At 41.1% G+C, this 25,869-nt stretch carries 27 protein-coding genes and 1 pseudogene; 12 read left to right on the plus strand and 16 right to left on the minus strand.

Annotated features, from left to right (window positions below; all coding sequences use genetic code 11):
- Positions 1–36: 36 nt before the first annotated feature.
- Positions 37–1,833: a DNA mismatch repair endonuclease MutL gene (gene mutL / locus BMX01_RS05755; RefSeq protein WP_064082175.1), complete on the minus strand. Its 1,797-nt coding sequence runs from the start codon at positions 1,831–1,833 to the stop codon at positions 37–39.
- 113 nt (positions 1,834–1,946) lie between these two features.
- On the opposite strand from mutL, the gene BMX01_RS05760 reads away from it, so the two are divergent.
- Complete coding sequence (locus tag BMX01_RS05760) at positions 1,947–2,768, plus strand: virulence factor BrkB family protein (RefSeq protein WP_078179349.1); 822 nt, start codon at positions 1,947–1,949, stop codon at positions 2,766–2,768.
- 1 nt (position 2,769) lies between these two features.
- Positions 2,770–3,204 carry a D-aminoacyl-tRNA deacylase gene (dtd, locus tag BMX01_RS05765; RefSeq protein WP_064082173.1) on the plus strand — a complete coding sequence of 145 codons (435 nt, stop codon included), beginning with the start codon at positions 2,770–2,772 and terminating at the stop codon, positions 3,202–3,204.
- Between the two features lie 66 nt (positions 3,205–3,270).
- Here the strand turns inward: dtd and BMX01_RS05770 are convergent, their stop codons facing one another.
- The gene (locus BMX01_RS05770) at positions 3,271–3,810 is read right to left on the minus strand and encodes a lectin (protein ID WP_231087429.1); all 540 of its coding nucleotides are present in this window, start codon (positions 3,808–3,810) and stop codon (positions 3,271–3,273) included.
- A gap of 145 nt (positions 3,811–3,955) precedes the next feature.
- On the minus strand, positions 3,956–5,140 hold the full coding sequence (nhaA, locus tag BMX01_RS05775; RefSeq protein WP_064082172.1) for a Na+/H+ antiporter NhaA: 1,185 nt from the start codon (positions 5,138–5,140) through the stop codon (positions 3,956–3,958).
- A 171-nt stretch (positions 5,141–5,311) separates the two neighbouring features.
- Between nhaA and BMX01_RS05780 the strand changes: the two genes are divergently transcribed.
- The 3 genes from BMX01_RS05780 (at position 5,312) to glnA (ending at position 8,739) form a co-directional block, all read left to right on the plus strand.
- Positions 5,312–6,052: a 4'-phosphopantetheinyl transferase family protein gene (locus tag BMX01_RS05780; RefSeq protein WP_064082171.1), complete on the plus strand. Its 741-nt coding sequence runs from the start codon at positions 5,312–5,314 to the stop codon at positions 6,050–6,052.
- Positions 6,053–6,276: 224 nt separating this feature from the next.
- Positions 6,277–7,104 (plus strand): 3',5'-cyclic-AMP phosphodiesterase, encoded by an 828-nt coding sequence (gene cpdA / locus BMX01_RS05785; RefSeq protein WP_064082170.1) that lies wholly within the window; start codon positions 6,277–6,279, stop codon positions 7,102–7,104.
- A gap of 219 nt (positions 7,105–7,323) precedes the next feature.
- On the plus strand, positions 7,324–8,739 hold the full coding sequence (gene glnA / locus BMX01_RS05790; RefSeq protein WP_074647941.1) for a type I glutamate--ammonia ligase: 1,416 nt from the start codon (positions 7,324–7,326) through the stop codon (positions 8,737–8,739).
- Positions 8,740–8,788: 49 nt separating this feature from the next.
- On the opposite strand, the gene yidD is transcribed toward glnA, so the two are convergent.
- The 8 genes from yidD to truD form a co-directional block, all read right to left on the minus strand.
- A complete protein-coding gene (gene yidD, locus BMX01_RS05795; protein ID WP_064082168.1) occupies positions 8,789–9,085 on the minus strand; it encodes a membrane protein insertion efficiency factor YidD in 297 nt (98 codons plus the stop codon).
- Positions 9,037–9,408, minus strand: coding sequence for a ribonuclease P protein component (gene rnpA, locus BMX01_RS05800; RefSeq protein WP_074647944.1), 372 nt, complete (start codon positions 9,406–9,408; stop codon positions 9,037–9,039). The genes yidD and rnpA overlap by 49 nt, the downstream gene beginning before the upstream one ends.
- A 32-nt stretch (positions 9,409–9,440) precedes the next feature.
- Positions 9,441–9,575: a 50S ribosomal protein L34 gene (gene rpmH / locus BMX01_RS05805; protein WP_005599701.1), complete on the minus strand. Its 135-nt coding sequence runs from the start codon at positions 9,573–9,575 to the stop codon at positions 9,441–9,443.
- A 291-nt stretch (positions 9,576–9,866) separates the two neighbouring features.
- Positions 9,867–10,985 carry a peptidoglycan DD-metalloendopeptidase family protein gene (locus tag BMX01_RS05810; RefSeq protein ID WP_064082166.1) on the minus strand — a complete coding sequence of 373 codons (1,119 nt, stop codon included), beginning with the start codon at positions 10,983–10,985 and terminating at the stop codon, positions 9,867–9,869.
- An 84-nt stretch (positions 10,986–11,069) separates the two neighbouring features.
- Complete coding sequence (locus BMX01_RS05815; RefSeq protein WP_064082165.1) at positions 11,070–11,648, minus strand: LysM peptidoglycan-binding domain-containing protein; 579 nt, start codon at positions 11,646–11,648, stop codon at positions 11,070–11,072.
- A gap of 11 nt (positions 11,649–11,659) precedes the next feature.
- Positions 11,660–12,244 (minus strand): YqaA family protein, encoded by a 585-nt coding sequence (locus BMX01_RS05820; protein WP_064082164.1) that lies wholly within the window; start codon positions 12,242–12,244, stop codon positions 11,660–11,662.
- Positions 12,245–13,006: a 5'/3'-nucleotidase SurE gene (gene surE / locus BMX01_RS05825; RefSeq protein ID WP_064082163.1), complete on the minus strand. Its 762-nt coding sequence runs from the start codon at positions 13,004–13,006 to the stop codon at positions 12,245–12,247.
- Between the two features lie 5 nt (positions 13,007–13,011).
- Positions 13,012–14,019 carry a tRNA pseudouridine(13) synthase TruD gene (gene truD / locus BMX01_RS05830; RefSeq protein ID WP_064082162.1) on the minus strand — a complete coding sequence of 336 codons (1,008 nt, stop codon included), beginning with the start codon at positions 14,017–14,019 and terminating at the stop codon, positions 13,012–13,014.
- 284 nt (positions 14,020–14,303) lie between these two features.
- Between truD and tpiA the strand changes: the two genes are divergently transcribed.
- A complete protein-coding gene (tpiA, locus tag BMX01_RS05835; protein ID WP_064082161.1) occupies positions 14,304–15,074 on the plus strand; it encodes a triose-phosphate isomerase in 771 nt (256 codons plus the stop codon).
- Between the two features lie 104 nt (positions 15,075–15,178).
- On the opposite strand, the pseudogene manA reads toward tpiA, so the two are convergent.
- From manA to manX, 4 genes and pseudogenes are all read right to left on the minus strand, one after another.
- A pseudogene (manA, locus tag BMX01_RS05840) lies at positions 15,179–16,391 on the minus strand (mannose-6-phosphate isomerase, class I).
- 159 nt (positions 16,392–16,550) lie between these two features.
- Positions 16,551–17,387: a PTS mannose transporter subunit IID gene (locus BMX01_RS05845; protein WP_064083014.1), complete on the minus strand. Its 837-nt coding sequence runs from the start codon at positions 17,385–17,387 to the stop codon at positions 16,551–16,553.
- A 14-nt stretch (positions 17,388–17,401) separates the two neighbouring features.
- The gene (locus tag BMX01_RS05850; protein ID WP_064082160.1) at positions 17,402–18,202 is read right to left on the minus strand and encodes a PTS mannose/fructose/sorbose transporter subunit IIC; all 801 of its coding nucleotides are present in this window, start codon (positions 18,200–18,202) and stop codon (positions 17,402–17,404) included.
- A 9-nt stretch (positions 18,203–18,211) separates the two neighbouring features.
- A complete protein-coding gene (gene manX, locus BMX01_RS05855) occupies positions 18,212–19,210 on the minus strand; it encodes a PTS mannose transporter subunit IIAB (RefSeq protein ID WP_074647946.1) in 999 nt (332 codons plus the stop codon).
- A 422-nt stretch (positions 19,211–19,632) separates the two neighbouring features.
- On the opposite strand from manX, the gene BMX01_RS08005 reads away from it, so the two are divergent.
- A complete protein-coding gene (locus BMX01_RS08005) occupies positions 19,633–20,511 on the plus strand; it encodes a YadA C-terminal domain-containing protein (protein ID WP_078179347.1) in 879 nt (292 codons plus the stop codon).
- A 389-nt stretch (positions 20,512–20,900) separates the two neighbouring features.
- Here BMX01_RS08005 and BMX01_RS05865 read toward each other — a convergent pair whose 3' ends face one another.
- Positions 20,901–22,175, minus strand: coding sequence for an HlyC/CorC family transporter (locus BMX01_RS05865; protein WP_074647949.1), 1,275 nt, complete (start codon positions 22,173–22,175; stop codon positions 20,901–20,903).
- Between the two features lie 181 nt (positions 22,176–22,356).
- Between BMX01_RS05865 and yceD the strand changes: the two genes are divergently transcribed.
- The 5 genes from yceD to trmB are packed head-to-tail and all read left to right on the plus strand — an operon-like array spanning position 22,357 to position 25,850.
- The gene (gene yceD, locus BMX01_RS05870; RefSeq protein WP_074647952.1) at positions 22,357–22,881 is read left to right on the plus strand and encodes a 23S rRNA accumulation protein YceD; all 525 of its coding nucleotides are present in this window, start codon (positions 22,357–22,359) and stop codon (positions 22,879–22,881) included.
- A gap of 18 nt (positions 22,882–22,899) precedes the next feature.
- Positions 22,900–23,070, plus strand: coding sequence for a 50S ribosomal protein L32 (gene rpmF, locus BMX01_RS05875; RefSeq protein WP_005598552.1), 171 nt, complete (start codon positions 22,900–22,902; stop codon positions 23,068–23,070).
- Between the two features lie 21 nt (positions 23,071–23,091).
- Entirely contained in the window at positions 23,092–24,123 is a 1,032-nt protein-coding gene (plsX, locus tag BMX01_RS05880) for a phosphate acyltransferase PlsX (RefSeq protein WP_064082156.1), read from the plus strand.
- An 11-nt stretch (positions 24,124–24,134) separates the two neighbouring features.
- Positions 24,135–25,091: a beta-ketoacyl-ACP synthase III gene (locus BMX01_RS05885; RefSeq protein ID WP_064082155.1), complete on the plus strand. Its 957-nt coding sequence runs from the start codon at positions 24,135–24,137 to the stop codon at positions 25,089–25,091.
- 9 nt (positions 25,092–25,100) lie between these two features.
- A complete protein-coding gene (trmB, locus tag BMX01_RS05890; RefSeq protein ID WP_064082154.1) occupies positions 25,101–25,850 on the plus strand; it encodes a tRNA (guanosine(46)-N7)-methyltransferase TrmB in 750 nt (249 codons plus the stop codon).
- Positions 25,851–25,869: the final 19 nt, after the last annotated feature.

The raw sequence follows: 25,869 nt of genomic DNA on the forward strand, positions 1-25,869 counted from the left end.
CTACCAGATCTTAGGTGATCCATTGGTTGTGAATGTTTAGGTTAAGTAAGCTGAAAAATCGACCGCTAGTTTCAGATCGGCTAATTGCGTTTTTGCCTGCTGTTCAATATTTGCGATCAGACGGATTCCTTCCGATAAACTATAAGTGGTCATTAATTCACTATTTTTAGCAAAAAAACCCGCTAAATCATCGGTGTGTTGATTGAATAGTTGCAATAATAACAGCTGTAAATTTTGTTGACGTAAGCATTGTGGCACAGCAATGATGCTTAAGCGAGTTTGCCCTTGCCAATGTTTTTGCTTAATTTCAAAACCATTGTCAAGTAATTGTGCTTGATACTGTTGCCAGCGTTTTGTTTGTGTTTGATCTAAGCTCAAACTTAACGGAATTAAAAGTGGCTGTGATTTTTTCTCAGCCAATGATAAGGTTAATTGAAGCTGTGCTAATTTTTTTAACGGCACGACATAGAAATGTTCTTGTTCTTTCAATAATAACGCTTTGTTTTCCACTAGCGCTAACACTTGGCTATGATGTGGATAAGGAGCAGCCGTTTCTGTTATAGCCGGTGTTGCTTGCGTGGTTAATGGTTCGGCATAAATTATCGGTGCAACGTTGGTGTTATCATTTTTGTCAGTGTTAATTAATTCAGCATAGCATTGTTGTGCGGTTTTAGTTGGCCTGTTTGTTGCACCTGAATAGGGTGGATAGGGCGTGCTTGAGAATATATTACTACCTGCGGCGGCTCGATTGTTATCAGCAGTGTAACAAGCCTTTGTTTCTGCAACACTATCCGTTTGGTTATCAGTCGGCGTTAATGCTAATTGTGCTTGCAATGCGTTTTGTACACCTTGCAGTATAAAGTCGTGGATCAGCCGTGCTTGATGGAATCGCACTTCGTGTTTTGCAGGGTGAACATTGACATCTAGTTCAGTCGGGTTTAAATCCAAAAAGAGTATAAAGGCGGGCTGATCGCCTGTTGGAATGAGTTCAGCATAGGCTTGGCGGACTGCGTGATTGATGATTTTATCTCGCATTACTCTGCCATTGACATAACTATAACTCAAGTCATTTTGCGGGCGTGCCAATTGTGGTGAACCCACCCAGCCGTATAAATGTAAATCACCGTGTTGCCATTCAATATGAGTGGCTTGTTGTAAGAAATGATTGCCACAGATAGCAGCTACTCGTTTTTGTTGTTGTGCGACTGATTGATCGGCGACTTTACGATATTGGCGAATGATTTTGCCATTGTGCGTTAATGTAAAACTGATCGTAGGTTTGGCTAATGCAATTCGGCGGACCACTTCATCAATATGATTAAATTCAGTTTTGTCGGTGCGTAAAAATTTGCGCCTAGCCGGCGTATTGAAAAATAGATTAGCCACTTCAATAGTGGTGCCAACAGGATGTGAAGCGGGTTGAATTTCGACATTCATTTCACGCCCTTGGGTATAAGCTTGCCACGCTTCTGTTTGGTTTGCGGTGCGAGAGGTTAAGGTCAAGCGTGAAACAGAACTGATACTGGCCAATGCTTCGCCACGAAAACCAAAGCTTAGAATCATTTCTAGATCTGCTAAAGTGGCTATTTTGCTCGTGGCGTGGCGAGTTAATGCAAGCGTGAGATCTTGTTTAGCAATACCGCAACCGTTATCACGGAGACGAATTAATTGAACACCGCCTTTTTCTATATCAATTTGAATATGGTTAGCACCCGCATCTAAGCTATTTTCTACTAATTCTTTGACCACAGAAGCAGGTCTTTCTACGACTTCACCGGCGGCAATTTGATTGGCAAGCTGAGGCGGTAGAATATGGATAAGATGCTGAGTCATAATAATTAAGATTGATTTTGAGCGAAAAATTACCTTATTTTAACGAAAATTCTTTATATTTAATAGGCTATGGTACACTGATAACTATTTTTATACTTTGGTTTTATATGGTTATGAATAAATTAATATTATTTGGCAGTATTTTTTTTAAGCGTTGGCAACAGAACAGAATTTCTATATCAGCAGGTTATTTAACCTATAACACAATGTTAGCCTTAGTGCCATTAGTGATGGTGGTCTTTTCGGTGTTTACATTTTTTCCTATTTTCACTGAAGCCACGGAATTATTGAAAACCTTCGTTTACGATAATTTTGCACCCAATGCGGGCAATGTTGTAGAAGAATATGTTGAGCTGTTTGTGAGCAATTCAAAGAAAATGGGGCTAGTCAGTATGTTAGGGCTGTTTATTGTGGCAGTGATGCTGATCTCAAGCATTGATCAAAGCTTGAATGATATTTGGCATAATACCCGTAAGCGCGCACTTTTGCTCTCTTTTTTGCTCTATATTCTGATTCTAATTTTTGCCCCATTATTAGCGGGGGCAAGTATTGCAATTACTACCTATATTATGTCGTTTGAAGTATTCAGCGAAAACGGCATTTTTTCATTTAGCCACTACTTATTGGAATATGCGCCATTCTTTTTGGTTTGGTTATTATTCACTTTAGTTTATTGGATCGTGCCAAATACAACTGTGGCTTTTCGACATGCAACTATTGGCGCATTATTTGCGGCGAGTTTTTTTACGTTAGGCAAACAGGCATTTATTTGGTATGTAGTAACTTTTCCTTCTTACCAAGCGATTTATGGCACTTTAGCTGTGTTACCCATTATGATTGTTTGGATTCATCTAAGCTGGCAAGTTGTGTTATTAGGTGGGCAATTTGCGGCTGTTTTAAAAGAAATCAATATGACTAAGGAGAATGAGCGTTAGTATGATCGGCTTAATACAACGGGTAAAATCGGCTAATGTACGAGTTGAACAACAAATTGTAGGTCAAATTGAACAAGGGCTATTAGTCTTTCTTGGTGTTGAGCAAGGTGATGATCAGAGCAAAGCGGATAAATTATTGCAAAAAGTGTTAAATTACCGTGTCTTTGCTGATCAAAAAGGCAAAATGAATCTCAACGTACAACAAGCTGGTGGCAGTTTGTTAGTTGTATCTCAATTTACCCTAGTAGCAGATACGCAAAAAGGATTAAGGCCTAGCTTTTCACGTGGCGCATCTCCCGCAGATGCAAAAGCGTTGTATGACTATTTTCATCAACAGGCAGCATTGCATATCCATACAGAAACAGGCCAATTTGCTGCTGATATGCAAGTCAGCTTACAAAATGATGGGCCGGTGACGTTTTGGTTACAAGTTTAAGCGGTATTATAATGTAAAAAAAGTGCGGAAAAGACCGCACTTTTTACCGGTTATGCAACCGCGTGATTAATAGAAAAATTGTTGACTACGGCTACCATCACATTGTTGTAGCGTGAGTTTATTACGGTCTCTGCCCACTTCTAAACATTTTCCATTCATTTCACTACGAATTTGATGCCCTTGACGGAACCAACGCTGGTTTTTGCCACCGTGACAACGATAAGCAATAATACGAGCGCCATCAAATTTGTTTTCGCTGCCGACATCTAAACATTGCCCATTAACACGGATACTATCGCGATAGAATGTAAAGCGCTGATTATCTCCACCATGGCAACGATAGCTAATAATCCCTTTATAGTTGGAACGGCTTTGATCTAAACATTTGCCCCAATAGGTGCGAATCTCACCGGTGTAATGGTAATGTGGATAGCGGTCATTTCTATCATATTTATCACGATCATACTTATCGCTTTCGTGATAAATCATGTGGTGATGCTCTGATTGAATAACGACAGTATCCTCAATCGGGTTATCGACCGCGGGAGGTGCATATACACAACCAGACAGCAAGCCAATAATGCTAAATAGGCCTAATGTTTTCATGTTAGTTTCCTTTGTTTATTTTTGTATGGAATTAAAACAACTTTTTAGCATAAAAGTTCGCTTTTAGGAAAAAATTTACATTAAAATGGGCTTATACCACTAAAAACTGCTTAAATTGAACGGATTAATCCGCTATTTTTGTAAATTAGCCCGCTTGTACAAGCGGTTTATTTGTGGTTTTTTTTAGCAAAATATAACCAACAATCGCCGCAATACTGGTTCCAATTAAAATGCCTAACCGAGATAACGCAAGGATCGTTTCATCTGGGTGTTCTTCACCAAATGATAATCCCGCAATAAAAACAGACATCGTAAAACCAATGCCACATAATACCGCTATCGCAAACACTTGCTTAAAGTTGATACCTTCTGGCAGTTTGGCTAAGCCCGCTCGTACAGCTAGATAGCAGAAAGAGAAGACGCCAACCGGTTTACCAATTAATAAACCTAATGTAATGCCCAACGGTAAGGGAGACGTTAATTTAGCTAAACTCATTCCGGCTAGAGAGACGCCCGCATTTGAAAAAGCGAATAAAGGCAAAATAGCGAAAGCACACCAAGGCGCAAGCGTATGTTCTAAATCGTGTAACGGAGTTTCGCCTTTTTTACCGCGTAATGGGATACAAAAGCCGATAATTACCCCCGCAAGTGTCGCGTGTACGCCTGATTTTAAGACAGAAGCCCATAGAATCGTGCCTACAATCACGTAATGAATGATACCGGTTACTTTGTAACGATTCATTGTAATTAAAACCATAATAGCAATGCTAGCAATGATAAGTGCTAGCATACTTAACTCATTAGAAAAGAATAATGCAATCACGATAATAGCGCCAATATCGTCAATAATTGCTAATGCAAGTAAAAAGACCTTTAATGTCGCAGGAACTTGTTTACTTAATAACGCCACAATCCCTAAGGCAAAGGCAATATCTGTTGCCATTGGAATTGCCCAACCTTGCTGATATTCTGGATAATCACGGTTAATAAACCAATAAATAAGGGCCGGTACAACCATACCACCAATTGCAGCAAAAGCAGGGAAAATCGCTTTTTGATAGCTCGATAATGAACCTTCTAACAGCTCACGTTTTACTTCCATACCGACTAGAATAAAAAAGACCGCCATAAAGCCATCGTTAATCCACATTAATAGCGGTTTATCAATACTAAAAGCGCCTAATTTTACAGCGACTTGTGTTTGTAAAAATTCGAAATAATATGGGCTAAATACAGAATTTGCACATAGCATGGCTAATAATGCAGCAATTAACAGTAAAATGCCGCCCGCGGCTTCTAATTTTAGAAATTTCTGAATTTTCTCGATCATGACACTCCCTTTTACCACCGAGGTTATGTAAAATTTTAATCAACATCATTTTAACTAAATAAAAAAGAAAAAACGCCTATAATTTGTGATAATTGAGAATTATATCACTATTAATCGATGATTTAATCAACAACATTACTTTTTGACGGCTTGTTAATCCTGTACATTTTTATGCCCAAAACCGCAACTATTATTGAAGTGGCCTTTGCTCATTATGATGAAGCCATTCCATTATCCCCTTTACCTAAAGCGCTTTCCGAACGTCAATTTAAGCGGTGGAAAAGCCGTTGCCTTGCTAATTTTTTATTAGGCAAACTCTTTGAAAAACACCAATTAGTAACGCAATTATTAGACAACATACAACTCACCACAAGCGGTCGCCCATTTGTGGCTCATCCGAACATTGATTTTAATATTAGCCACTCAGGTGATTGGGTAGCGGTTATTTTATGTAAAAAAGAAGCCGCTACAGCTACGCCTAAAAAATGCGTTGGTATTGATATTGAACATCCGCAGCGATCACGGCGCTATGCAGACTTATTAAAGCATTATGCCAACCCTGAAGAAATTGAAGGATTGTTACACCAAAATCACACCCCTTTTACGGCATTAATCGATCGTTTTTATCTGAGTTGGTGTATTCGCGAAGCGGTTTTGAAATCACAAGGCGTAGGAATTGTTAAATTATCCGAAGTTTGTCATTTGCCACAACAACGATTGATTGAATCAGCCCATTGCCCAACCGGTAAACTTTGTTTTTATCATCAACTGCCTTTTTATCTTTGCTATTTTTATGAAGCGATTGAGTATTGCCAACCTAAATTAATGCAATGGCAACAAGGAAAATGGCAAACCATAGATCATATTGAACCGCTTGTTTATCAAGTTAATCCACAGAAAGCGGACAATTAATCATATTGCCACGCTTGAATGATAGGCTTAAAGGTCAGATAATGTGAATATATTGCTTTTTTTATAAGCACCAACTGTGTTAGAAATGTCCATTTGATCGGCAAATATAGTAAAAATGTGGCGTATGCCGCATTTTTAATATTCTCTAGCTGATAAATTCAGATAAAGTCAGTAAAGTATACTTTCAATTGATTGCTAAGTAATTGTTGACATAAGGAGAATATATGGGCAATTTTTACTCGCTAGGGAAAAAAGAACCTATCATACGATTACTTCAAATTACAGATTGCCATCTTTTTTCATCAGAAAGTGAGTGTTTATTGGGTATTAACACCACTAAAACTTTTCAGGCGGTGATCGAACACATTCATCAAACGGATTTTGCGTATGATGCAGTGTTGGCAACCGGTGATTTAATTCAGGATCATAATCCCGAAGCGTACCATCGTTTTGCAGAAATGGCGAAGCAGTTTGTTAAACCGTTATTTTGGTTAGAAGGCAATCATGATCAACAACCACAAATGAGCCTTTATTTAGGCAAATACCCGCATATTCAGCCTGAAAAACAGTTATTAGCGGGAGAAAAATGGCAGATCTTACTGTTAAATAGCCAAGTAGCGGGCGCGCCGAGTGGTTATCTCTCAGCAGGTCAGCTTGCTTGGTTAAATAGTAAACTTGCAAAGCACCTTGATCGTTATGCTTTAGTCGTCTTGCACCATAATATTTTGCCAACCAATTCAGCCTGGTTAGATCAACATTGTTTGAAAAATAGTGAACAATTAGCAAAAGTATTAAAATCGTATCGCAACGTTAAAGCCATTTTACACGGGCATATTCATCAAGAAGTTGATCGCGTATGGCAAGGCTATCGCGTATTAGCCACGCCATCGACCTGCATTCAGTTTAAACCCAATTGTCGTGATTTTACATTAGATATGTTACCACAAGGTTGGCGAGAAATTAGTCTATTAGAAGATGGCAGCATCGAAACCACTGTCAAACGGCTAGCCTCTAATCAATTCTTACCTGACTTTCAATCCAAAGGTTATTAGGCTTTTTTCTATGCCTTAAGATGGCTAGCGAAAAGCTTAGCTTATTTTCATCATTCTGAAATAAGCAAACGATTACCTTTACTTTGTTATCAATTTCTTAGCACAAGACAAATTTCTTATAAATTATATGCATTGCCTATTTTAAATTTATTCAAATTCTTGTATCTTTCTCATTTCGCAAATTCTTGTGAAAATCCACCCGCTTGAAGGAATCTCCCAATGTCTGTAAACAGAGTACTTGATTTAATTAAAGAAAACGACATTAAATTTGTTATGTTAAAATTTACCGATATTAAAGGTAAAGAACACGGTGTTTCATTACCAGTCAGCTTGGTTGTTGATGATCTAGAAGTACTATTTGAAGAAGGCAAAATGTTTGATGGATCTTCTGTTGAAGGATGGAAAGCCATTAATAAAGCCGATATGTTATTAATGCCGATTGCTGAAACGGCAGTGGTTGATCCTTTTGCACAGATTCCAACAATGACGATCCGTTGCAGTATCTATGAACCAAATACCATGCAACCTTACGATCGTGATCCACGTTCAATTGCATCGCGAGCAGAAAACTTCTTAAAATCGACCAGTATTGCAGACAGCGTAATGTTTGGGCCCGAGCCAGAATTTTTCTTATTTGATGATGTACGATATGCTACTGAAGCCAATAATGTATCGTATAAAATCGATGATATTGAAGCGATGTGGAATACCAACCGCAAATATGAAGACGGCAATAACGCTTATCGCCCATTGAAAAAAGGCGGCTATTGCGCGGTTGCTCCGCTTGACAACGCACACGATATTCGTTCAGAAATGTGCTTAATTATGGAACAAATGGGATTAATTATTGAAGCACATCATCACGAAGTGGCTACAGCCGGACAAAATGAAATCGCGACTAAATTTAATAGCCTAACGCTAAAAGCAGATGAAACGCAAATTTATAAATATGTAGTGCAAAATGTAGCGATTGCACACGCTAAAACGGCTTGCTTTATGCCAAAACCGTTTGCTGGAGATAATGGCTCAGGTATGCATTGTAATATGTCCTTAAGTAAAGCGGGTAAAAATATCTTTATGGGTGATAAATATGCAGGATTGTCTGAAACAGCCTTATATTATATCGGCGGTATTATTAAACACGCCAAAGCATTAAATGCATTCACAAACCCAACCACCAACTCTTATAAACGTTTAGTGCCAGGTTTTGAAGCACCAGTTTTATTAGCATATTCTGCTAGTAATCGTTCCGCATCTATTCGTATTCCAGCCGTCACAACCCCAAAAGCAACACGGATTGAAGCTCGCTTCCCTGATCCAATGGCGAACCCATACTTATGTTTTGCGGCATTACTAATGGCAGGGCTTGATGGTATTATCAATAAGATCCATCCTGGTGATACAATGGATAAAAATTTATATGATTTACCGCCAGAAGAATTGCAAGATATTCCTGCGGTTGCAAGTTCATTAGCAGAAGCCCTTGATGCGCTATCAACCGACTTCACTTTCTTAACACAAGGTAATGTATTCTCAAAAGCGTTTATTGATGCTTACATTGCCATTCGCCGTAAAGAAGTCGAGCGCTTAAATATGACGCCACATCCAGTAGAATTTGAAATGTATTACGCATAACATAGCGGACTAAAATAATAAAAAAGCGACCGCTTATGAGTCGCTTTTTTTATTGCTTATCTTTATTCGACTGTTGACAGCAAGCCGGAACCGGATCCTTGCCCCCCTCATTCCAAGGATGACAACGACAAATACGCTTTATTGCCAACCAACCACCACGTAAAGCACCATGCACTTTAATTGCTTGTACAGCATAAGTTGAACAGCTAGGATAAAAACGACAACGAGGGCCAATTAACGGGCTAATCGCATAGCGATAAAAATAGATAGGTAACAGTAAAAGACGCGCAGCGACACTTAATTTTTGTTTTGTGCTTGTTGACTGAGGCGAATATGACGAGTCCATAATTTATCTATGGTTGCGAAAAGCGTAGCATTATCTAGTTTACCAATCCCATGCTTGGCAACAAAGACAAAGTCAAAATTAGGTAATTGATGTTGTTTTAAACGGAAGCTTTCCCGCACAATACGTTTGATCCGATTGCGATCGTGAGCACGTTTTAAATGCTTTTTAGCAACGGTTAACCCAAGACGAGGCGTATTAACGCAATTTTGACGAGCAAGAATAGTAAGTTCAGCCGTGCTAGCACGATATGGTTGTTCAAACACAGCTTTAAATTGAATGGGAGCTAACAAACGTAGCTCCCGAGAAAACGTTAGCTTATTCACTGACGTGACTTTGCTGACACTTTAACTGCAAATTATGCAGATAAAGATTTACGGCCTTTAGCACGGCGACGTGCTAAAACTTGACGACCATTTTTAGTAGCCATACGAGCACGGAAACCGTGAGTACGAGCACGTTTTAATACAGAAGGTTGAAATGTACGTTTCATTGCTATCTACCTAAATATTGAAATATGTTGGCTTGAATTACATCTTAGCCAAACGAGGACTATAAAAAAGAACTGCGATTTTACCGATAAAAGAAACAAAAATCAAGAAAGAAAGCAAAATACCTTTCGATTGTGGCAAAATTTTCCTGATAGCGTAAAGGCTTAGATTGAAGCTAAATAACGAATGAAAGGCTTTAAAAAAACAGCACATATTTGCATAACAATCATAAAAAAAGACCGCTATTTTTCAAGCAAGAACAGCGGTCTTTTTCTGCCAAATTTTACCTGATCTTATGGTCGGATCGGCAAATAACGGATCGGATCGACAGATTTACCTTTATAACGAATTTCAAAGTGAAGTTTATGAGTATTCGTGCCGGTATTCCCCATTTTAGCAATAATTTGCCCGGCTTTGACCATATCCTTTTCTTTCACTTTTATACTTTCATTATGCGCATAAGCACTCAAAAAATCATTACTATGTTTAATAATAATTAAATGCCCATAGCCCTCTAACACATTACCTGCATACACAACCTTACCATCAGCCGCCGCTTTTATTGCTTGCCCTTTATTGCCTGCAATATCTAACCCCTTATTTCCGCCTTCTGTAGCCGAAAAAGCGGCAAGAATACGGCCTACTGTTGGCCATTGCCATTTAAATGTAGCGTTTGGTGAATTTGCCACTGTCGTTACCTTAACTGGCGTTATGGCCGGTTTAGTTACCGCCTTATTAGCTGCTGGCGAAGTTACAGGCATAGTCGCCGGAGTATTATTAGTGGTAACTTTTGCCATTGGCTCAGCAGTAATAAAAGGCTTAACGGAATGATTTTGCATCGTATTTGCAGATTGGATCATTTGTGGCGGGCTAGTGGGCGTGGTAACTGCTAATTTTTTACCGGTTTTAATTTTTTGACCTACCGCTAAATGATAAGGTTCTTGCATATTATTTAATCGAGCGATTTCTTTCACATCTTTGCCAACAATATAAGCGATTAAGAACATGGTATCGCCTTTTCGTACCGTATAACTATCGCCATCATAAAAGCCTTTTTGAATTTGGCTATAGACCGGTACATTATTAGCATCACGCGGAATAACAAAATCCTGATTCACCTTTTGCGTTGCAAGTGGCATATCGTTATTAATTGAGCCTATAGGTTGGCTTGGTATTAATACTTGCGCGGGTACTGTCCTAGTGGTTGGCATCGGCATAGTAGGCATTGTTTCAGGCATCGCCATAGTATTCTCCATTGGCGCAGACGGCAGATCAGTTTGCCACTCCTGATTATAGTCATTTTGCGCTATAGCGTTTTGATTACTCGCATTCATAATCGGAGCCGGTGTATTTGCGCTACATGCAGTAATGATCAATGTAGCCAAAGGTAATAGCAGAAATGATGATTTCATATTTGAAGTATTATCCTTAAAAATTCTCTATAATGAATAAAATGACAGCCATAGCTACGACTGCCATTTAACATCAGTAACTGATTATCTTACACGCAACACTTGTCCAACGATTAGTTTTGTATCTGGCGTCATATTATTCAGTGCTGCAATTTGATCAGGTGTTTGACCGGTTAAATAAGAAATAAGGTACATTGTATCGCCTTTGCCGACAATATAACTACTCTCTGTATAGCAACCTTTAATAATCTGAGCATAAATTGGCGCACCTGTTACATCACGGACTACTTGGCAAGATGCTTGCATCATTGGTGTTTGTGCAGGCATAGTAACCGGTACCATTTGGCTTTGAACTTGTTGTTGCATATTATTATAAGTATTCACTGCTTGGTTATAACCCGTTTGTACATTGTTTTGCATATTGTTGTAAACGCTTTGTGCTTGTCCAAGCGTATGCATTGGTGCTGAATTCATGGTCGCCGGAATATCAGTGTATTGAATACCATCATTTGTTTGCCAACCTGGTATTGCCTCAGCAGGTGGAATACCATCAGGACTCTGTGTTTCAACGTCTGTTACTGTAGCACTCTCTGAAGAAGTACAACCGGTTACTAATGCAGAAAATGAGACCGCTAAGGGTAATAACATAAATAATTTTTTCATTGTATATCCTTTTATTTAAATATTTGATAAGTAAGATAAGCGATTATGGCGCATATAATGGTCGCCCAACCAATTAATTCGATTGACTGACGGATTCTTGCCGCATATTTTTCGCCTCCCCACGCTGAAAGTTTTGCGACTAACGCAAAGCGAAGAAAACGCGAAATTGCAGCGCTCATAATAAACGGAAAAAAGGCCATTTGCATCACGCCAGCACAAATAGTAAATATTTTGTATGGAATCGGAGAAAAACCCGTTAAAAATACCACCGCAACGCCCCAAGTTTCAAACCAAGATTTTGCCAGCTCAAATTTAGCTAACATTCCCCAATCCACAATAATCGAACGCACTGCTTCAAACGCATATAAACCAATAAGATAACCAATCATACCGCCTAAAATAGAAGCAACCGTGGTATAGATTGCATAACGCATAGCCTTATCTGGTTTGCTCATCGCCATCGGAATTAACATCACATCCGGTGGAATAGGAAAAAAAATCGCCTCAATAAAACTAACCACCGTTAACGCAATGCTTGCAAAGCGATGCTTTGACCATTCCATGGTTTTATCATAAAGCGGGCCAAATAATCTCATTTATAGCGTCTCAGACAACACTTTTATTGCGTGATGGGCTGTCATATCAGCATGGATAGGCGTAATGGATACATAATCATGCGCTAATGCATAAAAATCGGTACCCTCGCCATTGTCTATGGCTGAACCGTTTTCACCCAACCAATAAATAGTCGAACCACGAGGATCTTGGCTTTTTAAAATCTCAGCAGACGGCGAACGTTGACCTAAACGCGTGACCAGCATGCCCTTAATCGCAGAATAAGGCAAATCGGGCACATTAATATTCAAAATTTGACGTGGTAATGCCATATCAACTAATTTTGGCAATACATCAAGCACCACCTGTGCGGCAGTTTCAAAGTGATTATTACCAAATAAATGCCCTTCCGATTGTTTACCAACTAACGACACCGCTAAACTAGGCAACCGCAAATGACGCCCTTCTAATGCTGCCGCAACCGTACCTGAATAGACCACATCATCGCCTAAATTCGCACCGTGATTAATGCCAGACACCACTAAATCAAAAGACGTCTCAAATAAACCATTTAAAGCCAAATGTACACAATCAGCTGGCGTGCCCGCAATCACACTATAATCAAACGTACCCAACTGATGAACACGGATTGGCTCCATCAGCGTTAAACAACTAGAGGCAGCACTACGGTTACGATCGGGAGCAATGACGGTTACACAATGCCCCGCTTCACGCAATCTTGTCGCAAGCGTTTGAATGCCTTCCGCGTGATAACCATCATCATTACTGAGTAAAATATTCATATTGATTATTCCGTTAATTGAATTAATTCACGTACTAATGCGGTGGCATAACTACCTGAATCTAAAAAAAAGCGCAACCTTAAGCCTAGCGCTTCAAATTGCCAATTAAATTGCTGAGGCTTACATAACATCGCACGCCTTGTTGCAGCAACACGTTCTTTCTGCATTAAATGAACTAAATCCGCTTGTTGAGCGACTAACGCCTGCTCTAAAGGATTCGCCACAATTTCCAAGGAATGCTCACCAATTAATGGCGCAGTTAATAAGACATCGCCCGCAGCTAAACGTGCTTGTGTACTGGCAACTTCTTCATCTTGCACGTGAAAAAAACTATTTGATTCGGCAAGTTGCACAAAATCGTAAGCCATCACTTGATTGACTAATTGTGCGCTAATTCGTTCAGAAACCACCAAATTAAACACCTCACTACGCGCAGCAGACAAATAGAAACTCCGTTTTTTTCGATCTTTTACCGTAATTTCACCGCTTGCCCAACGTAACGCTTGTGTTAAATTATACCCATCACGCCCAAAGCGTTGCTCAGTAAAATAATTTGGAAAACCGACCGCTTGAATATGCGCTAAACGATTAATCAACTCCGCATCTTTTTTAACATCACGCAATAAAATCTCAAAATGATTGCCTTGCAAGCAACCGACCCGAATTTTACGGTGATGGCGTCTCACCGCCAATATTTCCACCCCATCGCATTTAAACGCCGAAAAATCAGGCGTGGCTTTACCGGCTAAGTGTAAACAGAACCACTGTTCTGTAACGGCATGGCGATCTTTTAAGCCCGCATAACTAACATTTTTAGCCGAAATTTGTACAAATTTAGCTAACTGTTCCGCGACAAAAAGCGTATTTGCATTAGTCTTACGAACGTGAACTACCACAAACTCACCTTCGTCAGAAAAATCATAGCCCAACGCTTCCCGTACGATAAAATCTTCAAACTCTGCTTTAAGACGGCCTTGTTGAGACGGTGCGCCAAACAAATAATTTAGTTGCATATTCAATCCTGCTGGTTTAAGCAAAAAAGCGATATTACACACAATAAACACCGCTTTTTCGCTATTTATCTTAATTCACTATTCTACCAATAATCATTATTTTTTAAACCGGAATCTTATATTTTGTAGCAATTAGCACACACAACAACCGCCATCAACAAAATTAATTTCAGCTTAGCTTTGACATAAGTCGTAATTATTAGCATAAAAGCTTCAAAAACATGGACAAAGTTTGTTAAACTTTAACCATTATTTTATTTAATGTTAACGCATGGAGAACTAAAATGGCACGTCGTCCACTTGTAATGGGTAACTGGAAATTAAACGGCAGTAAAGCATTTACACAACAACTAATTGCCGAATTAAAAACAGAATTAGCTGAAATAACCGGTTGTGATGTAGCAATTGCACCACCGGTAATGTATTTATCAGAAGCGGAAATAGCTTTAGCAGGGCAATCGACCATCCGCCTAGGCGCACAGAATGTTGATATAAATACCCAAGGAGCCTTTACAGGCGATATTTCCACTACAATGTTACAAGAGTTTGGTGCGAAATACATTATTATCGGCCATTCAGAACGCCGGACTTACCACGCAGAAAGCGATCAATTTATTGCAAAAAAATTCGCCGCATTAAAAACAGCAGGATTAACACCCGTATTATGTATTGGTGAAACAGAAGCAGAGAATGAAGCCGGCCAAACACAACAAGTGTGTGCACGCCAAATTGACGCCATAATTAACAGCTTAGGCGTTGAAGCATTTAATCAAGCCGTTATCGCTTATGAACCCATTTGGGCTATTGGTACAGGAAAATCCGCAACGTCAGCCCAAGCACAAGCCGTGCATGCCTTTATCCGCCAACATATCGCAGAAAAATCGCAAGCCGTAGCAGACCAACTAATTATCCAATATGGAGGATCCGTAAACGACACCAATGCCGCAGAACTATTTAGCCAACCTGATATTGACGGCGCATTAGTGGGAGGCGCATCCTTAAAAGCGACCGCATTTGCAGAGATCGTAAAAGCGGCTGAAAAAGCCAAAGCATAATCAACGTACAACACATAAATTTACCAATAAAAAGCGGCCGAATGTTCATGTAATTCGACCGCTTTACTCCTCAACCGCTTGCCAGCCAACAACAAACGGCTAGCTTATGGCAAACTTGCAATAATCGCATAGCCATCATTTTCACCGATCAGCTCTACATGACAATCCGCGCTAATAAATACCGCATCACCTTGATTAAGATGAAATGACGTATTGCCTAAATCAATATATAAACTGCCTTTCATCACTAACAACATTGACGCACTATCCGTAACAAAACGATTTTCCACTAATTGAAGGATCGTCAACTGCTGTAAAGCGAAGTCTTTCGCTTGTGGTGTAGGGTATAGATAAAAATTCTGATCGACAGTTTTATCATCACGATAAGCAGTAATAATTTGCGGACGAACAGGGCGATAATCAACCGCATTGCAACAATGCCGGAATATCAACCCATTTCGTCGTTAAACCACCCCGAATCACATTGTCTGAATTTGCCATTAATTCAATGCTCTGCCCACGTAAATAAGCGTGTGGCAAATTAGCGGCTTGATAAATACCCTCACCTTTTTTCAAATGCACAATATTAAACAAATAAAAACACATCAACCCCGCATCTAACGGCGCATCCGCCGCCAAATCGTCAGTCATATACAACAACCAATAATCAGGATCAGACAGCTTCAGCTTATCAGCTAAATAATCCTCCCGCCGCTGCTCAATGATCGGCCGTATCCAGCTCGCTAATTGAGCTTGATCGGCGTGCATAATTTCCGCATAAACGACCGCCAAACTTTTTTCGACTAACGACTTAGCCAACGCACTTGTTGACGGATACTTAGCCAAACAAGCTTGAATAGCCGTAATAGATTTAAAACCGTGCAGTAACCAAAAGTCAGATAATGCAATCATCATCTCAGGCTTATGATTACGATCTTTATAAATACGACGAACATCTTCTAACGGAATACCTTGACGGTTTTCCTGATTAAAGCCATATTCTGCTTGCGCTTTATTGGGATGAAGCTGAATAGAAAGCGGTTGTTTTATATCCAAAATCTTCAACAAATAAGGCAAATTATCCCCAAATTGTTGCCGACTTCTTTCGCCCAATAATTCAGGCGCTTGCTTAATCACATCAGCCAACGATAGCCACTGCTCACCAAATTTAATCGTAGCGGAAGCAGCAGGATGAGCGCCTAACCAATATTCAGCATAAGGTTGATCGACCACCTCCGTTAATTTAAGGAAATGGGGAATAAAATAACGCCCTCCCCAAGGGTAGTGCTGAAATTTACCTTTAAGTTGAAAGATCATTGTTATAGCCTCCAAAGAATATCACCACTTTCTCTACATCATCAGCGTATTGCATATTTATCATAAAATCCTAATAACAAAACCGCTTGTAGCTCACATTTTGCCACAAGCGGTCTTTTTTAGCTTATTTTTGCAAATAGTGTTTGCAAAGGCCACCCACTAAGCAAGGACACCTGCCCAAGCGCCTAAAATACCGATTGCAAAGAAGCCGACAATAATCCATAGCGCATTGACACGGTTACGCAATAACCACATACAAGCAAAAGTCAGCAACAACGGCAACAAGCCCGGCATTAAGCTATCTAAAATACTTTGTACTGTCGTCACTTCAACAGTACCGTCCTGCTTTTTAATGGTTGAAACAACCAACGGCACATTAATGCTTGTCCATTTCTGCACTAACGCCCCCATAATAAACAGACCCAGAATAGACGCGCCTTCCGTAAGCTTTTGCAATAAGCCGCCGCTCATATCTTTCACCACATCTAAGCCTTTTTTATAGCCATAGATCACGCCATAATAACGAGTCGCTAAGCGCACCGCATTAAATAAAAAGAAAAATAACAACGGCCCTAATAAACTACCGCTTAACGCCAAGCCTGCGCCTAAAGCAGCAAATACCGGACGAGCGGTTCCCCAATAAATTGGATCGCCCACCCCAGCCAAAGGCCCCATCAGCCCTACTTTAATACCATTGATGGCAGCATCATCGATAGGCTTACCGTTAGCGCGTTCTTCCTCCATCGCAATGGTCACGCCTAACACCGGCGCGGCGACAAACGGCTGAGTATTAAAGAATTCTAAATGTCGCTTAATTGCATCTTTACGCGCTTGAGAGTTTGGATCAGGATATAAACGTTTAATCACCGGCGAAATGGAATACATAAAACCTAACGCCTGCATTCTTTCGAAGTTCCACGAACCTTGGAAAAAGTTAGAGCGAAGCACAACCGCGTTTAAATCGCTTTTGGTTACTTTTTTAATTTCTGTTGTCATCGTCGCATTCTCCATTAATCTAATCTATTATCAAGTTCATTATTAGCGGTTGGCAGCGTGACTACCTGTTGGCTCTTATGGTATTTTGGATGAATTTGAATATAAATCACCGCCATGATCGTGCCTAACACACCTAATGCCACCAAATTAAAATCAGTAAAGGCGGCGACCACAAAGCCCGCATAAAAGAACGGCATTAAATGGCCGGCACGCATCATATTGATCACCATCGCATAACCGACCGCTGCAATAAAGCCACCGGCGATTTTTAGACCGGTTGTCACCACATCCGGAATGGCTTGCAACATCATTTGCACCGCATCTGTACCGGCGGTTAACGCCACGATTAACGCAGGAATAGCAATTCGCATCGCTTGCAACAACAACGCCGTGAAATGAATCCAATCTAAGCGGGCTAAATTACCATCAAGCACTGACTTATCCGCCGCGTGTTGAAAACCGACCGTAATCGTACGCACCACATAAGTTAACACCTGCCCTGCTGCGGCTAACGGAATGGCTACCGCAATACCGGTCGAAATATCTTGCTTGCCTACAATCACCAAAATAGTGGCAATCACCGAAGCCAACGCCGTATCTGGCGCTAACGCCGCACCAATGTTCATCCAGCCTAAGGCTAATAACTCTAACGAACCGCCAACAATAATACCGGTGGTTAAATCGCCTAACACCAACCCGATCAAGGTACACGCAATTAACGGACGATGCGTTTGAAATTCATCTAAAATTGAGCCCGCACCACAAGCGCAAGCAACCAAAAAGACCAAAATAACCTGTAAAGTTGAAATTTCCATATTATTTCCTTAAATCAACTGATTTTTCTTCAATAAATCCATCATATATTGGCGGGTATCGTTTGAAACCTTACGCACATCTAATTCAATCCCTTTTTCGTGTAGCGTCTTAAATGCAGCAATATCTTCATCGCCCACTGCCACCGCACTGGTAATCATCTTTTTGCCTTCTTTATACGCCATACCGCCAATATTAATGGAATCAAACGCCACGCCTGCTTCCATTAACGTGACCACATCAGTTGGATTCGTAAATAGCAACATCATCCGTTCGCTGGCGTATTCCGCATTGTGATATACCCGAATCATTTTTGCGACATCGACCACATGCGTGGTTACTCCCGGCGGCGCGACACTTTTTAACATCGTGGAACGCACACTGTCTTTTGCCACTTCATCATTCACCACCACAATCCGCGACACCTTACTTTCTTTAGTCCAACGCGTGGCTACTTGGCCGTGAATTAACCGATCGTCAATCCGCGCCAAGCCAATGGTTAAATGCCCGCCTGCTGGTGTAACGGTTGGTGCAACTGTTGGTGTAGAGGTTGGCGCCGAATTATGGCTCGCTTGGGACGCTTCTGTTGCTTGTGTATCTGTTGTGGTGCTTGGCTCATTTAACGCTCGCACACCCAAACACCCCGCTTCTAAGGCAACCTCGACTAATTCAGCTAACGTTAAACCGTCATCACGTGCCATAAAGGTTTCGACCAACATAGGCACGTTCACACCTGTTACGATATTCGCCTTCGCCTCGCCACCGATTAACCGATTAGCCGCATTAAACGGGCTGCCGCCCCAAGTATCGACTAAAAACAGCCACGAATCACATTCGGCTAATGGGTCTGCCAAAATGGCTTGATATTTTGCCATAATCGTTTCGGCGTTTTCGCCCGCGACAAAATCGACCGTTGCCACGTCTTGCTGCTCGCCAATCAACATCTCACAGGTGTTGAGCAACTGCTTGGCAGCTAGCCCGTGAGTTGCAATTATTATCCCAATCTGCATGGAGTTACTCCTTAAGTCAATGAATAGGATCCACCTTATTTCAAATAGAGTGAATAATGGAGTAAATTCTAACCATTTATGGCTAGAATACAATCGCTATTTTCTATTTTTGTGATCTATATCGCATTTGTGTAAAGGATTGAAACAATTACAGCAAATATAATAATTAAGACAGCAATGTGATTTCTTTACAATGTTAAATAAATACCATCCAATGTGCCGAGCGCAGACGGCTAAACTGCGCTAACTGGCAGTAAGTGCCTTGCTCTTAATGACGTTATTTCGGCGGTTATGTTGCCGTCAATGTAAAAAACGTACTTTAACAACTTTAATTACGCTAAAAGTAGTTGACTTATTTTTTGTATAAAAAGTATAATAAGGAGTGGCAGAATTCTGCCAGGTTGTATTTATATGGGGATTAAATGAAAATGAAAATGAAAATGAAAATGAAATTAACTGCATTGATGGTAGGGTTAGTGGCATCAAACGGCTCTTTATCTGCTCAGATGCAACCGCAAAATTTTGATCTTGGCCGCATTAAAATTGGTGATGTTAGTTTTGATGTTGATGCTTTTATTAAGCGAGTTGATGAACTTGACAAGAATATTAGAGATGGGATAGGCCTTGGTGATGAAGATTTTAAGAGAAAATACTATAGTTACGTTGATCATGAGCTTGGCTCTATGATTGGTAGTCCATTCATTTATAAGGAAAAAAATCCGCTTGGGAACGGAATTGCCCGCGGATTAGGATACAGTGGTAAGCTGACCATGCCAAGATATATTCGTGGTCCATTATTAAGACGATCTGTTATCCGGGGTTATTTGCTTGGTCGCGTAATTGGCAGACAGGCTCATGTACAAGCGAAGAATAGGCTTAATATGGAACTCTTACAAAGTAGGTTAATGAGTGCTAGTTTATTGAATCGTGCTGAGATTTTGAATGTAGGTAATCATCTCAATTCATTGCTAAAATATACAGAAGGAGCTTTTGCTTTCTTAAACGGAGGTGTAACAAAAAATTCTGCTGACATCTTTAAAAACACGCAACGTATTGATGCGCTTTCTAAAAACCTAGAAACGGGCTTAGCGAACCAATCTGCATTATCGATGTTAGTGCAACCAAATGGCGTGGGTAAAACCAGCGTGTCTGCTGCAGTTGGCGGTTATAGAGGTAAGAGTGCGTTAGCAATCGGTGTGGGTTCACGTATTACGGATGCATTCACGGCTAAAGCGGGCGTGGCATTCAACACTTACAATGGCGGCATGTCTTACGGCGCGTCTGTAGGTTATGAATTCTAATCATTACGGTTATTAATTAATCGTTCTGGTTATAATAAAAAGGCTAAATGTCTCTCCTCACATTTAGCCTCTTCTTTTACCCACGTTATTCCCGCTAAAGCGCCGGTGATTATTATCCTATCTGATTTATCTTATCTTCTTTATCTATCCTGCTTAGCTTTGTTATCTTATTTATCTTTATTTTGCCTGTCTTTTTCTTTTATCTATTGGCGTTATGCTATTTGCTGCCTAAAGCTCGTATAACATAAATCGGGCTTTGTGTTTTTATTCACATTAAGCCCGCTTGTTTATGTGCTTTTATCAGCCTTTCGGCGTTTAGTGATTAGTTTAGCCTTGCCTAGCTTTGCTGTTTGTTAGGCGATGCGTTGCTAAGTTATATATTATCTAGGTTATGCGTTATCAGTCTGTTCAATTAGTTCAACTTTGGCTTTTTTGACCATATTATCCGCCACTTCTAACACGGTGATATTAAGTTGGTTTAGCTTAAATTGCGTGCCTTCTGTCGGGATTTTTTCTAAATATTCTAAAATTAAGCCGTTAAAGGTGCGCACTTCATTAAGCGGTAAATGCCAATCAAACAGTTTATTTAAATCGCGTAAATTGGCGGAGCCTTCGATAATCACTGAGCCATCAGACTGCGGTTTAACTTCTTCGGCTAAGCTTGGGGCGGTGGAGGTGGTAAATTCGCCGACAATTTCTTCTAAGATATCTGCCAAGGTTACTAGCCCTTTGATGTCGCCATATTCATCCACCACTAAGCCAAGGCGTTCTTTGTTGGCTTTGAAATGCATTAATTGGGTGGTGAGTGGGGTGCCTTCCGGGATGAAATAGGCTTCGTCCACCGCTCGGATGAGGGTTTCTTTGCTCGGTTCGTTTTTGTCGAGTAATAGGCGGAATGCTTCGCGTATGCGTAAAATGCCGAGGATATTTTTATCCATATTGCCTTTATAAAGCACAACACGCCCGTGGGCGGCGTGGTTGAGCTGGCGGATAATTGCTTTCCAGTCGTCTTCAATATCAATGCCGCCAATGTCGTTGCGTGGCACCATAATATCTTCAACCGTCACTTTTTCCATATCTAAAATGGAGATAAGCATTTCTTGGTGTGCAGTCGGGATAAATTTGCCCGCTTCTAGCACTACGCTGCGTAATTCTTCGGCGCTCAGACCGCTTTTTTCGTGTTGGCGAATGCGCATTAATTTCATTAGGTATTTGATGATGAGGTTCATTAAGAACACTAATGGCATCAGCAGTTTTTTTAGTGGGGTGAGGATGTAGCTGGCTAAAAAGCTGATTTTTTCGGGGTAAATGACCGCTATGGTTTTGGGTAAGATTTCCGAAAACACTAGCATAACTAAGGTGAGGATGCCGGCGGCAATCGCGATGCCGGTGTCGCCCGCTAGCCGTATGCCGATCATTGTTGCGATGGCGGAGGCGGCGATGTTAATCAGGTTGTTGCAGATTAAGATTAGGTTGAGTAGTACGTCCGTTTTGTTGAGTAATTTTTCCGCGAGTTTTGCGCCTTTGTGGCCTTGTGCGGCTAAATGGCGCATTTTGTAGCGATTAAGCGACATAAGGCCGGTTTCTGCGCTGGAAAAAAAGGCGGAAAGAAGGAGGAGTATGATGAGTGTGATAAAAAGACTGCTTAGTGGAATGCTGTCCAAAATATAATCCTGTTGTATGAATATGAATAAATGTGGCGTTTGCTAGCTTGTGTAAGCGGTCAACTATTATACCTAAAGAATGCATAAATTTGAATAAACTGACAAAAATGCGCGCTTGAATTGCTCGAAAGCGGATTTTCTCTTTGACTACTTTGCTTTCTATCTGTAATATGCTCTCCCTATGCAGAAGGTAAAACTACCCCTTACTATTGACCCATTTAAAGATGCTCCGCGTCGAGTCGATTATGTTGGTTACTTTTCAAGTAAGCAACTTGTTCGTTTGGGTGAATCAGTATGTAATGTGCTAAACGATGCGCAAGTTACACTGTCGTTATATGTCGATCCACAACGCCTTTCTGTGCTTAAAGGCTCAGCACAGGTTGGGGTGGAGTTGTGCTGTCAACGGTGCGGTAACTCGTTTACACAAGTTATTGACTGTTCTTTTTTGTTCAGTCCCGTGCGTAATTTGGATCAAGCGGGCGATTTGCCCGAAATTTATGAGCCTATCGAAGTCAATGCATTTGGTGAAGTAAATTTGCTGGATATGATTGAAGATGAATTTATCCTCGCGTTACCGTTGGTTCCGATGCATAGTGAAGCACACTGTGAAGTGTTTGTGAGTGAGCAGGTGTTCGGTGAATTGCCAGCAGAATTGGCGAAAAAACCTAACCCGTTCGCGGTATTAGCTAATTTAAAGAAAAACTAGATCTAGGAGTTATAGCCCATGGCTGTTCAACAAAATAAAAAATCTCGTTCACGTCGTGATATGCGTCGTTCACACGATGCGTTAACAACGGCAGCCGTATCTGTGGATAAAACAACCGGTGAAACGCATTTGCGTCACCATGTTACTGCTGACGGTTATTACCGTGGTCGTAAAGTAATCAACAAATAATCTCGATATTCGAGGTGTCAGTTGAATCGTCTAACCCTTGCGTTAGATGTGATGGGCGGGGACTTTGGTCCCCGTGTTACTATCCCGGCATTATCTCTAGCATTGGCACAACAGCCGATGCTATCTTTTGTTCTATTTGGCGATCAATATCACGCTATTCCTTTATTGCATTCCCTTCCTGCTGAACAGCAACAACGTATTCGTTTTGTGCATACTTCGCGGATTGTTGATCCGCATGTGTCAGTGCGTCAGGCATTACGCCAAAGTAAAGGCAGTTCAATGCGTTTGGCGATTGAGGCGGTCGCCGCTGGTGAAGCGCAGGCTTGTGTCAGTGGCGGTAATACGGGCGTGTTAATGGGCTTGGCAAAATGGTTTGTCGAGCCGTTAGTCGGTATTGATCGCCCTGCGTTGGCGAGTTTAATTCCTGCCTTAAATGGCCAAGCAAGTGTGATATTAGATTTGGGCGCTAATGTGGAGGCTGACAGTAAATTGTTGTTGCAATTTGCTGAGATGGGCAATATTTTCGCACAGTCTATTTTGTCGTTAGCGAAGCCTCGTTTGGCGTTGTTGAATATTGGTACGGAAGAAGTAAAAGGTCGCTATGCTATTCAGCAAGCGCATCATGTATTGAAAAATCGTGCAGATTTACATTATATTGGCTTTATTGAAAGTGATAAGTTGATGAATCATTTAGCTGATGTGATTGTGTGTGATGGCTTTTGTGGCAATATCGCGTTGAAGGCGGTAGAAGGTGTGGCAAGTCATTTTTTGGCGCTATTTAAGCAGCCTAAGCGGTCGTTTTTTGTGGATTGGTTGTCTAGTTGGTGGGGGCGTTTGTTGCACCATCGTGTTTATCGTGCATTGCAGCGGGTTAATCCAGAACGGCATAATGGCGCGACTTTGCTTGGTTTGTCTTCTGTGGTGGTGAAAAGCCATGGCAGTGCGGGCGTAAATGCGTATTTTTATGCGATAAATCATGCAATTGAGCAGATCCAAAATCGAATACCTGTTAAAATTTCCGCCGGTTTACAAAAGTTACATCAGAATTTATAGAGAGTAAGTATATGTACAGTTACAGTAAGATTCTTGCGACGGGGAGTTACTTGCCAAAACAAGTAAGATCCAATGCTGATTTAGAAAAGATGGTCGATACAACAGATGAGTGGATTTTTACTCGTTCAGGTATGAAAGAGCGCCGTATTGCGGCCGCTGATGAGACGGTCGCCACAATGGGCGCCGCCGCCGCTCATAAGGCGTGTGAAATGGCAGCCGTTGATGTGAATGAGATTGAGTTGATTGTGGTAGCAACTACTACTCATTCACATGCTTATCCAAGCGCGGCGTGTCAAATTCAGGGCATGTTGGCCATTGAAGATGCGATTGCATTTGATGTGGCAGCGGCGTGTACGGGGTTTATTTATGCGTTGAGTGTGGCAGATCAATTTATTCGTGCCGGTAAGGTGAAGACGGCGTTGGTGGTTGGCGCAGATGTCAATTCTCGTGTGTTAGACGAAGCAGATCGCGGTACTGTGGTGTTATTTGGCGATGGTGCAGGGGCGGTGATTTTGCAAGCGAGTGAACAAGCGGGTATTTTATCTACTCATTTGCATTCTTCAGCCGATACGGAAAATATGTTGGCGTTGCCGATTCAAGAACGCGGAAATGCGCAATCTGGCTTTATTCAGATGCAAGGTAATGCGACGTTTAAACTGGCAGTCAGTCGGCTTGCAAATGTGGTAGAAGAGACATTACAAGCTAATAATTTGCAGAAGGCGGATTTGGATTGGTTGGTGCCTCATCAAGCAAATATTCGGATTATTGCGGCAACAGCTAAGAAGTTGGAAATGGAGATGTCGCAGGTGGTATTAACGGTTGAGAAATATGGTAATAATAGTGCGGCAACCGTGCCTGTGGCATTAGATGAAGCGGTGCGAGATGGGCGGATTCAGCGTGGGCAGTTGTTGCTGTTGGAAGCTTTCGGCGGCGGTTGGACTTGGGGTTCGGGATTAGTCAGATTCTAAGGTAGTGGTATGTCAGAAAAATACACTTTTGCTGATCAAAAACGTAAGACTGTTGAGCAAGCTGAATTTACTGAAGATGGTCGTTATTTGCGTAAGGTTCGTAGTTTTGTGTTGCGTACCGGTCGTTTAAGCGATTTTCAGCGCGATATGATGAATGATCATTGGGCAAAGTTTGGTTTAGATTATCAGAAGAGTCCGTTTGATTTTGTTGAGATTTTTGGCAATGCTAATCCTGTGGTTTTAGAGATTGGTTTTGGGATGGGGCGTTCGTTGGTTGAGATGGCGGCGCAAAATCCAGATCGGAATTATGTTGGTATTGAAGTCCATACGCCGGGCGTGGGCGCTTGTATTGCTTATGCGGTCGAAAAGCAAGTGGATAATTTACGGGTAATTTGCCATGATGCGACTGAAATTTTACGCGATGCGGTTGCCGATGGGAGCTTGGCGGGGTTACAGTTGTATTTTCCAGATCCGTGGCAAAAATCAAAACATCATAAACGGCGGATTGTGCAAACTGAGTTTGTTATGCGGTTGCTAACCAAGTTAACTGCCGGCGGCTTTATTCATTTTGCAACAGATTGGCAGAATTATGCAGAGCATATGTTGGCGGTATTACGGCAATTTTCGCCTGCGTTAGTCAATACGTCGCCGACGGGTGATTTTATTGATCGTCCGGCGTTTCGTCCATTGACTAAATTTGAGTCGCGTGGCCAACGTTTAGGGCACGCTGTTTGGGATTTATATTTTGTTAAAAAATAGTGCTGTGTATGTAAGTAAG

Source organism: [Haemophilus] ducreyi, from assembly GCF_900109315.1.
GTDB lineage: Bacteria > Pseudomonadota > Gammaproteobacteria > Enterobacterales > Pasteurellaceae > Haemophilus_B > Haemophilus_B ducreyi.

Coding starts and splice junctions, on each gene's coding strand:
- mutL (WP_064082175.1), bottom strand. CDS start 1,833: ATGACTCAGCATCTTATCCATATTCTACCGCCTCAGCTTGCCAATCAA.
- BMX01_RS05760 (WP_078179349.1), top strand. CDS start 1,947: ATGAATAAATTAATATTATTTGGCAGTATTTTTTTTAAGCGTTGGCAA.
- dtd (WP_064082173.1), top strand. CDS start 2,770: ATGATCGGCTTAATACAACGGGTAAAATCGGCTAATGTACGAGTTGAA.
- BMX01_RS05770 (WP_231087429.1), bottom strand. CDS start 3,810: ATGAAAACATTAGGCCTATTTAGCATTATTGGCTTGCTGTCTGGTTGT.
- nhaA (WP_064082172.1), bottom strand. CDS start 5,140: ATGATCGAGAAAATTCAGAAATTTCTAAAATTAGAAGCCGCGGGCGGC.
- BMX01_RS05780 (WP_064082171.1), top strand. CDS start 5,312: ATGCCCAAAACCGCAACTATTATTGAAGTGGCCTTTGCTCATTATGAT.
- cpdA (WP_064082170.1), top strand. CDS start 6,277: ATGGGCAATTTTTACTCGCTAGGGAAAAAAGAACCTATCATACGATTA.
- glnA (WP_074647941.1), top strand. CDS start 7,324: ATGTCTGTAAACAGAGTACTTGATTTAATTAAAGAAAACGACATTAAA.
- yidD (WP_064082168.1), bottom strand. CDS start 9,085: ATGGACTCGTCATATTCGCCTCAGTCAACAAGCACAAAACAAAAATTA.
- rpmH (WP_005599701.1), bottom strand. CDS start 9,575: ATGAAACGTACATTTCAACCTTCTGTATTAAAACGTGCTCGTACTCAC.
- BMX01_RS05810 (WP_064082166.1), bottom strand. CDS start 10,985: ATGAAATCATCATTTCTGCTATTACCTTTGGCTACATTGATCATTACT.
- BMX01_RS05815 (WP_064082165.1), bottom strand. CDS start 11,648: ATGAAAAAATTATTTATGTTATTACCCTTAGCGGTCTCATTTTCTGCA.
- BMX01_RS05820 (WP_064082164.1), bottom strand. CDS start 12,244: ATGAGATTATTTGGCCCGCTTTATGATAAAACCATGGAATGGTCAAAG.
- surE (WP_064082163.1), bottom strand. CDS start 13,006: ATGAATATTTTACTCAGTAATGATGATGGTTATCACGCGGAAGGCATT.
- truD (WP_064082162.1), bottom strand. CDS start 14,019: ATGCAACTAAATTATTTGTTTGGCGCACCGTCTCAACAAGGCCGTCTT.
- tpiA (WP_064082161.1), top strand. CDS start 14,304: ATGGCACGTCGTCCACTTGTAATGGGTAACTGGAAATTAAACGGCAGT.
- BMX01_RS05845 (WP_064083014.1), bottom strand. CDS start 17,387: ATGACAACAGAAATTAAAAAAGTAACCAAAAGCGATTTAAACGCGGTT.
- BMX01_RS05850 (WP_064082160.1), bottom strand. CDS start 18,202: ATGGAAATTTCAACTTTACAGGTTATTTTGGTCTTTTTGGTTGCTTGC.
- manX (WP_074647946.1), bottom strand. CDS start 19,210: ATGCAGATTGGGATAATAATTGCAACTCACGGGCTAGCTGCCAAGCAG.
- BMX01_RS08005 (WP_078179347.1), top strand. CDS start 19,633: ATGAAAATGAAAATGAAAATGAAAATGAAATTAACTGCATTGATGGTA.
- yceD (WP_074647952.1), top strand. CDS start 22,357: ATGCAGAAGGTAAAACTACCCCTTACTATTGACCCATTTAAAGATGCT.
- rpmF (WP_005598552.1), top strand. CDS start 22,900: ATGGCTGTTCAACAAAATAAAAAATCTCGTTCACGTCGTGATATGCGT.
- BMX01_RS05885 (WP_064082155.1), top strand. CDS start 24,135: ATGTACAGTTACAGTAAGATTCTTGCGACGGGGAGTTACTTGCCAAAA.
- trmB (WP_064082154.1), top strand. CDS start 25,101: ATGTCAGAAAAATACACTTTTGCTGATCAAAAACGTAAGACTGTTGAG.